The following is a 7,019-nucleotide window of genomic DNA, read 5'->3' on the forward strand; positions in this document are numbered from 1 at the left end:
ACGGAAACCGCCCAGAACCTTTTTGGGCAGTTCCAGCTTGGCTTTGGTCCATTGACCACCGTGCTGGCTGAGCCACGTCTGGTGGACTGCAACGCAACGCCCCTCCAGATTGGTGATGGCAGCCAGCATGGCAGGCAATGGGGCGTCAATTTCCTTGCAGTACTGTGCAGGGGCAAACCGGAGTGCGCCAGGAGTATGACCAAGCTTCTGCAGGTCTATGCCACGCCCATGCAGGTAGGCTGCCACAGGTGTGCCAGTAATATCTGGCTGAGCCGCCATCCATAAAGCACGACCGCGCATAACGCGCCGTTGCGCCTGCTCCTCTGCTTCTGCCTTGTTGGCCTCGGCTTTCTGCTGGATTTCCGCGCGGCGGATTTCGACCGTCTCATTGCTGATACCCAGCCAGTTGCAGGCCCACTTGAAAGCATCCTTGAGGTCGTCACCAGTCAGGCACGCAGCAATCAGGTCTAGCGGATCACCACCAATACCTGCCGCAAAATCTTTCCAGCGGCCTTTCTTGGCTCCACTCAGGCAGACTGAGAGCGAATTACCGGGCTCTCCAGCTACAGAGCCAGCTTTCCATTCATTCCCATGTTTTTGACCGCCCCGTAAAAGCTCCCCTGCGAGGGATTGCATCTGTTCTGCGAGCATGGCCGAAACTTCAGGGGCAGAGAGCTTTCTGCTCATGGCAGCACCACAAACCGGGTCACTGGCAGGTCAAACCCAAGTGCGACCAGGACGGGCGTGAAACCACGGCGGGCATTCTGGATATTGGAGAGGCAACCTTCCGAGATACCAAGCGCCATTGCTGCGGCACGCTGGGTTTCGCGCTGAGCTACAAAACTATTCAGTTTTTCTTGAACTTCACCAAGGGTGGCAAGACGCCCCGCCTGTGCTCTGACTGGATAACGCAAGACGGGCACAAGGCCAACAGCTTTTGTGACATCTTCTGAAATGGACTTGAGGCTTTGCGTATCCCGCACGGCCTGCACTTTAAGGTTATGCAGGCGCGCAAACTGTGGAGCACCGCCAGCCAGACGAATGGCAGCATTCAAACGCCCACACAGATCAATGGGTTTAAGAAGCATGACCAGTATTCTCCCGCACTACAGGCCTCTTGGTTAAACCAAGAACTGAACGGCGTTTTTTGATAGTGATGGCGGCAATGCCAAGTTTTCTGGCCTGCCGCTTGATGCTGAACCCACAGCGGGCCATGCGCCGCAGGTCCGAGTCCAGCCGCGTCCAGTCTATGGCAGCACGGGCCATCAGGCGGCACCTGCTGCTGGAGCGTCCACCAGGCACGGCTTGTTCTCGGAAATGATCTTGCCCATGCTGCCACGGATATGCTCGGCAACACGGATAACATCACCCATGCAGCGGACCAGTTCATGCGCTTCATGCACATCTACTTTCCGGTCCTCCAGCGCCTCAAAGCCGCGCTGTATGGCCTGACTGGCTTTGTCCGTAAATTCGGCCATATCCTTGGGAATGTGGCCTTCACCAAAATGGATTGGTACTAGCGCGTAACCCTCGGCATGCGCCATGGCGGCAAGGATAATCGGATGTTGAGCGCAGCAATCCAGCACAATGGCAACATCCACCGGCACAATGAGCGGGCTGTTGCGGTTGCCGTAATCGCTTAGGCTAGACTTACCCACCCGTGTGATGGAAGCCGCAGCCTCATGCCCGCCTATGCGTTGGATAACGTCCTTGGTGGCAGTTTTTATGGCTGGAATGGGCATTATTCAGGCTCCCCAGCAATGCTGGCAGCAGCGTTGCCACGGCTGCCAGCTTCATCCACTGTGGGCTTTCCACAGACACCAGCAGAGGATGAATGACGATGGAAAAGCGAGTTTCCGAGCTTGAAAAACGTGTTGCCGACCTTGAAGAAACCCTGAAAAAAATGGCCCGACTTCTGGACCCATCGGACAAGACGGACGAGAAGGAGCTCAAATACGACGGGATGTAAGGCATTATGCAGGTCAAGGATAAGGCAGCCTAGTTCCCGACTTGACGTGAGGGTGATTTTTTCTTGTGAGAATGCCAGTTTGACTGCCGTTACATGCCGGTCGTGCTTCTGGCGTTCTCGCTCAATTTTACCTTTGGTCCGCCCGGCAAGCCATACACAGGCCACACAGGAGGCGCCAATGATCACGGCGACCCGGACAGCTTCCGGATGACGGCCTGACGATGCAGGCGTACTGGTGGGGTCATGAGGTTTCATGCGGCACCTGATTTTATTATGAAGTTATACGTTGGTTTTTTGAGAGAATTGCTCTCAGAGGCAGTTTCATTTATTATTGACGCGGTTAATGAATCAATAAAGGATGAAGAAAATGGACGACCATATTGTTCAAATATTTCAAGATGCAATAACATCCCTAATATACAAAAGTACTGCGCAAGATACTGCGCTGGGGTTTTTGGCAGCGGCAATAGCAAAGCAATCGCAAAACCCTGATGTTGTCTTGCAAGAGATTTATATCTCTCTCCTTTCTGCGCAAAAATCTTTTGCTGAAAATGGATCAGACGTTTTGTTGAAAAAACTCGAAGAAACAACAAACACCATGATGAAAATCGCAAATCCTGCAATACTTCAGGATTAATACCCAATAGAATTTCAGGTTCTGCAATTTCAGCAGCATTATTATTCATTGCAAGAGTAATCATGCTGCGGAACTTTCTCTTTGCATATTTGCAAAGAGATCAGGGCGTAAGATATGGCGAGGGATACCTAGAACTTTTTCAAGCTCTATAGCTCTATGAGGAGGGACTTGGCCCTTTTCCCACTTTTGCCAAGTTGCGAGGTGGCATCCCACCAATGCAGCGGCCTGTCCCAAAGTTAACCCCTTGCTCTTGCGTATCTCTCTAAGTGACATGCCCTATTTAGCGCATTTCGCTAGTTTTATGTCAAGCGTATTTCGCTAAATAGGAGATAGGAGGCATGACGCTTTTAGGCGCATCTTCTAGTATGGCCAAAAGAAAACGCACCACTCATCATAAGATGACCCATCTTCGTTCATGGCGTGAAAGTTTAGGCTTGTCACGGCAAGCTGTTGCGAACAAAATAGGAACGATACGGAGTGACCTCATCACGCTAGATCAGGCCACAATAGCCAAATGGGAAAGTGGTGAGACAGCTGTGAAAGTTGAGGATTTAGAATTACTAGCGCAAGTTTATGAGGTTTCGGCCGACCGTCTTTTCTTTCCCCCGGGAGATAGAGAGACACCTGAACTCATCAAATCTGCACTAAAGATTCTCACGACAAAAAATCCCGAAGCCGTTCGGCAATGGCTGGCATTGGGCGAAAATTTAGCGGCTAAATCTGATTTACCGAATTGATATTAGCGTAATGCGCTAAAATCCTCTTGCTTAAGTTTAGCGAAAATGGCTAATACTTCCTCTATCGCCACCCCGCGATGGAGGAATGAATGTCATACACTGCACGAGAAGGCCACTCAGGGCAGGCCGCGTTAGCAGACACCAACACCAGCAATGTCCGTGTAATCAATCAGGATAAGCGCCTGCTGGAGTTGATTGAGGAACTTCGCAACACCGCCAATCAGTTTGGGCAGGCGGCCTTTGGTATGCGGATGGAACTGTTCATGCCAGCAGCCAAGGCGATGGAGAACATTGCCACCTGTATGCGTGATCAGGCGGATGAACTGACCAAGCATGTCAGGCACACGGTTGTTGCGGAGGACTGCGCCCAATGACCTGCGCATCAGCCCGCGCATACGGCATGCGCTCCATAGCCACCGACCGAGACGTGATTGTGCGTGACCCATCCGGCAAAGGCCCGATGGCATACCCCACAATAGCCCGCGAAGTGCGGACTACGCTCATGGCCGAAACGCCGGTGAAGCACACTGTTGTTTTTGCCGATGGCACGGCCCTCAATTTTTCGCCTGCATGGATCAAGCCCGTTCCTGACGTGCCGAATATGCCGCTGGTTTATGACAATCTGGCGGAGTGCCTGCCATGCCTCGCTACCAGATCACACTGACAAACCACTCAGCAGGCCGGTACCGCGGTGTTCTGGCTGATCTGGAAAGCCGTAGTCAGATCGACTTTCCAGAATGCAGCAAGCACCGCCAGGACGGCCGCGGCGTCATTACCGGGCATAGCAGCACCGACCTGCCGGGGTGGTTTTTAGAAATGTCGTTTGTGGGTGATGGAGTGTTTAGCATCACGCTGTCAGACCCGCATTTCCGTATAGAGTTTCCAGAGTGCGAACTGGACGAAACAGACAGCGAGCCCCGCATTGTCGGCTGGACAGACGATGTGCAGGTGCTGCGCGAAAAGAACAAGGCAAATGCAGCATGAATGACGATTTGCGCGAAGCCGTAAACATGACACAGCGCGATGCTTACGAAACGGTCTCGGTAGATCGCGCCAGACACGCGCTGCAGTTCTTGCAGGAGACTGTGGAGGAAGATGCCACCGTGGCCCAAGCAACGGTTGAGGATATGATTACCGTTCTGGAGGACTTGGTAGGATGAGCCTCACCAGCCAGAAACCTACCGGCGTGTTCGTGCGGTTGCCGTTGAGCAATGAACAGCTTGGAAAGCTTCTTATCCCTACAAGAACCTTCAATGAGCGCATGATCTCTATCGGAACGCCTGTGACGGGTGGTGAATTACGGGTTTCAGCGTTCGCAGATTACATACCGCCAAGCGCTATAGGAGTGATGGCTCAAATTTTTGAAGTGTCTGATAGACGAACGAAGTCTTTTAATGAACCTCTCGTCCGCCACTCCGATGCCCAAGCCCAGATCGCGGCGCTTGAGGCTGAGGTTGTGCATTTGCGGGAAGATATGGATGCAAGTAAACGGAAAAACTTCAACGCTGGATACCTGATTGCATGTTGTAATATTTATAATCTGCATAATGAGGAAGGCATTGCCGCCGATATATTAAGAGAGGCTGGTATTACAGAGGCTGAAGTAAAAGCCCTAGACCTCAACGAATATGATGCTGAAGCATTGGCTGTAATCCGTGGTGCGGGCAATGACGACCCCATCCTGAAAGGCGGAGCGGCATGAGTGCGCCGCGCATTCGGAAGGCATGGCGCGTCACAGTATGCGGCTATGACTTTGAAAGTACCGTCTATGCTCACAGTGCCGGCAAGGCCCGGTATCAGGTCTTTTTAGACGTTACAGACACGAACAACGCAATATCATTCCCTGACATTCGGGTACTGAGGCACCGGGGAATGGACAGGATCATGCCAGAGATTCCGACAGAGGCCGAAGGTGTCTCTAAAATAGCGCTGGCAAAACTCCTGCATGCCTGCGGGGCAACCCGTGAGCAGCCAGAGAAATGCGGGAGCCGGGATTATTTCTATTGCTCGGCTAACGATACCGGGATGGCCGAGCTTGTAAACGCAGGGCTGATGCAGGCCAAGGGTAAGGGCTGGGCATCTGGCGAATGCTATTTTCATGCCACACAGCTTGGCCAGATAGCGGCACACGCTCTTTGTCCGCTCTACCGGGGCGACGACTTTGTATGGCCAGAGGTGACGGCATGAACGAGGAACAGGCCATCGCCGCATGGAACACTCGCGCAGGAGAGGAAAATGGCTGAAGTCCCCAAACTCCTGCGGGTACCGGATGTGCTGGAACGCCTACAAGGCACTATCGGCCGGAATAAACTGCTCCAGCACCTGAAATGCTACCCCGAGCATAACGGCGGCCCAACGCACCGGCGCATTGTTGGACGCATTGTTTTCCATCCTGATGATATAATTCGATTGATTGATAGCCTAGAATGCCTCTCAAAGTCATCAAACGCCAATGTTCCGCAGCGCTCTATATCCGTGGAACCGTCCGTGGACAAAGCATATATGAGAGCACTGGAACTGCTGACCCCGAACAAGCAGAAGCCTACAGGGCGAAGCGAGAGGCGGAGCTATGGACGGCCTCAGTCTATGGAAAGCGCGCAACAGTAACATTTGCCCATGCTGTTGCGGCCTATATGGAAGCTGAATCCAGAACGGAAACAACTCGCACCCACTTACGCCGCCTGCTTGAGCACTTTGGTACCATAAAGTTGGACACCATAGGCCAGCAGGAACTGGATGACGCGTACAAAGCAATTCTCACCAAAGGCGCTCAGGCAACTGGCGCGACCAAACTGCGGGCGGTTCTTACCCCCCTTAGAGCGGTGCTTGAGTTTGCTGCCATACGCGGATGGTGCGACAAGCCCGCCTTCCAACGGCCGAAGGTGCAGCAAGTTCGCATGCAGTTTTTGCGACCAGCGGAAGCCACGGCTCTGGTTGAAGCTGCGGCCCCCCATATTCAGCCACTCCTGATATTCCTGATCGGTACGGGAGCCCGCATGTCTGAGGCTCTGGAACTGGACTGGAAAGACGTGGATTTAACAGGAAAGCGTGCGGTCGTCTGGCAGAAACAGGATGATGAACGGCATATAGATATGCCTCCAGTCGTGGTCCAAGCACTGGAAGGAATAAAGGGCAGGAGAGGGCGCGTATTCCGTCCAGTGAGAAGCAAAAGCTCTTATGGCTCAAAAGCCAGCCAACAGATTGGCACTGCTTATTATGACACCGGACGCACTGGGGGCGGCCAAATCAAAACCGCCTGGTCAACTGCATGCAGGAAGGCAGGTCTGCCAGGACACGACCGCGTATGGACACCGAAAGGATCAGACAAACCGAAAACCAAGTTTGTGCCTGATCTTACCCCCCATTGCCTGCGGCATACATTCGCAACATGGCATTACTGCCTATACCGCGACCTGTTGCGGTTAAAGGACGATGGCGGGTGGCGTACAATCACAATGGTCACTCGGTATGCAAAGAAGATGCCAGATGCGTATCGTGACGAAATTAAAGAATGGCTTGGCCTCTGATTTGGTGCAAAATCCGTGCAATTCTGATGTGAAATAGGAATAAACAATTAGAAATCAATACGTTAGGATATTATCATTTCGGCCTTCACACGGCGGGGGTCACAGGTTCAATCCCTGTCGCACCCACCACGGTTTGCCCTAGTTTTCTG

General features: G+C 52.8%; 16 protein-coding genes. 9 read left to right on the forward strand and 7 right to left on the reverse strand.

Translation table 11 applies throughout. The annotated features are described in order from the left end of the window. The 4 genes from HK26_RS12590 to HK26_RS12605 form a co-directional block, all read right to left on the reverse strand. Positions 1-687: DUF7146 domain-containing protein (locus HK26_RS12590; RefSeq protein ID WP_143296366.1), on the reverse strand; the 687-nt coding region annotated here is incomplete at its 3' end. Next, positions 684-1,088 carry a hypothetical protein gene (locus HK26_RS12595; RefSeq protein ID WP_086640076.1) on the reverse strand — a complete coding sequence of 135 codons (405 nt, stop codon included), beginning with the start codon at positions 1,086-1,088 and terminating at the stop codon, positions 684-686. The genes HK26_RS12590 and HK26_RS12595, both read right to left, overlap by 4 nt. Next, the gene (locus HK26_RS12600) at positions 1,078-1,266 is read right to left on the reverse strand and encodes a hypothetical protein (RefSeq protein ID WP_086640077.1); all 189 of its coding nucleotides are present in this window, start codon (positions 1,264-1,266) and stop codon (positions 1,078-1,080) included. Before HK26_RS12600 ends, HK26_RS12595 begins: the two co-directional genes overlap by 11 nt. Beyond that, positions 1,266-1,742, reverse strand: a complete 477-nt coding sequence (locus HK26_RS12605) for a hypothetical protein (RefSeq protein WP_086640078.1) — start codon at positions 1,740-1,742, stop codon at positions 1,266-1,268. The genes HK26_RS12600 and HK26_RS12605 overlap by 1 nt, the downstream gene beginning before the upstream one ends. A 98-nt stretch (positions 1,743-1,840) precedes the next feature. Here HK26_RS12605 and HK26_RS13950 point away from each other — a divergent pair, with 98 nt between their 5' ends. After that, positions 1,841-1,969 carry a hypothetical protein gene (locus HK26_RS13950; protein ID WP_257641002.1) on the forward strand — a complete coding sequence of 43 codons (129 nt, stop codon included), beginning with the start codon at positions 1,841-1,843 and terminating at the stop codon, positions 1,967-1,969. 251 nt (positions 1,970-2,220) lie between these two features. Here HK26_RS13950 and HK26_RS13315 read toward each other — a convergent pair whose 3' ends face one another. Both HK26_RS13315 and HK26_RS14030 read right to left on the reverse strand, forming a co-directional pair. After that, on the reverse strand, positions 2,221-2,670 hold the full coding sequence (locus tag HK26_RS13315; protein ID WP_143296367.1) for a hypothetical protein: 450 nt from the start codon (positions 2,668-2,670) through the stop codon (positions 2,221-2,223). Continuing rightward, entirely contained in the window at positions 2,667-2,879 is a 213-nt protein-coding gene (locus tag HK26_RS14030; RefSeq protein WP_086640080.1) for a helix-turn-helix domain-containing protein, read from the reverse strand. Before HK26_RS14030 ends, HK26_RS13315 begins: the two co-directional genes overlap by 4 nt. A gap of 65 nt (positions 2,880-2,944) precedes the next feature. On the opposite strand from HK26_RS14030, the gene HK26_RS12620 reads away from it, so the two are divergent. The 7 genes from HK26_RS12620 (at position 2,945) to HK26_RS13320 (ending at position 5,530) form a co-directional block, all read left to right on the forward strand. After that, entirely contained in the window at positions 2,945-3,343 is a 399-nt protein-coding gene (locus HK26_RS12620) for a helix-turn-helix domain-containing protein (RefSeq protein WP_086640081.1), read from the forward strand. Between the two features lie 89 nt (positions 3,344-3,432). Continuing rightward, on the forward strand, positions 3,433-3,717 hold the full coding sequence (locus HK26_RS12625; RefSeq protein WP_086640082.1) for a hypothetical protein: 285 nt from the start codon (positions 3,433-3,435) through the stop codon (positions 3,715-3,717). Continuing rightward, positions 3,714-4,007 (forward strand): hypothetical protein, encoded by a 294-nt coding sequence (locus HK26_RS12630; RefSeq protein ID WP_086640083.1) that lies wholly within the window; start codon positions 3,714-3,716, stop codon positions 4,005-4,007. The genes HK26_RS12625 and HK26_RS12630 overlap by 4 nt, the downstream gene beginning before the upstream one ends. Beyond that, on the forward strand, positions 3,983-4,327 hold the full coding sequence (locus HK26_RS12635) for a hypothetical protein (protein WP_086640084.1): 345 nt from the start codon (positions 3,983-3,985) through the stop codon (positions 4,325-4,327). Before HK26_RS12630 ends, HK26_RS12635 begins: the two co-directional genes overlap by 25 nt. Beyond that, positions 4,324-4,503, forward strand: coding sequence for a hypothetical protein (locus HK26_RS12640; RefSeq protein ID WP_086640085.1), 180 nt, complete (start codon positions 4,324-4,326; stop codon positions 4,501-4,503). The genes HK26_RS12635 and HK26_RS12640 overlap by 4 nt, the downstream gene beginning before the upstream one ends. Beyond that, positions 4,500-5,045 carry a hypothetical protein gene (locus tag HK26_RS12645; protein ID WP_086640086.1) on the forward strand — a complete coding sequence of 182 codons (546 nt, stop codon included), beginning with the start codon at positions 4,500-4,502 and terminating at the stop codon, positions 5,043-5,045. Before HK26_RS12640 ends, HK26_RS12645 begins: the two co-directional genes overlap by 4 nt. 182 nt (positions 5,046-5,227) lie before the next feature. Next, a complete protein-coding gene (locus tag HK26_RS13320) occupies positions 5,228-5,530 on the forward strand; it encodes a hypothetical protein (protein ID WP_143296368.1) in 303 nt (100 codons plus the stop codon). Between the two features lie 485 nt (positions 5,531-6,015). Here HK26_RS13320 and HK26_RS13955 read toward each other — a convergent pair whose 3' ends face one another. Further along, positions 6,016-6,297, reverse strand: coding sequence for a hypothetical protein (locus HK26_RS13955; RefSeq protein WP_257641004.1), 282 nt, complete (start codon positions 6,295-6,297; stop codon positions 6,016-6,018). Here HK26_RS13955 and HK26_RS13960 point away from each other — a divergent pair. Continuing rightward, the gene (locus HK26_RS13960) at positions 6,241-6,870 is read left to right on the forward strand and encodes a site-specific integrase (protein WP_257641003.1); all 630 of its coding nucleotides are present in this window, start codon (positions 6,241-6,243) and stop codon (positions 6,868-6,870) included. The two genes, HK26_RS13955 and HK26_RS13960, sit on opposite strands and share 57 nt — an antisense overlap. Positions 6,871-7,019 lie beyond the last annotated feature (149 nt).

Origin of the sequence: Acetobacter okinawensis, from assembly GCF_002153655.1 — a bacterium.
Lineage (GTDB): Bacteria > Pseudomonadota > Alphaproteobacteria > Acetobacterales > Acetobacteraceae > Acetobacter > Acetobacter okinawensis_A.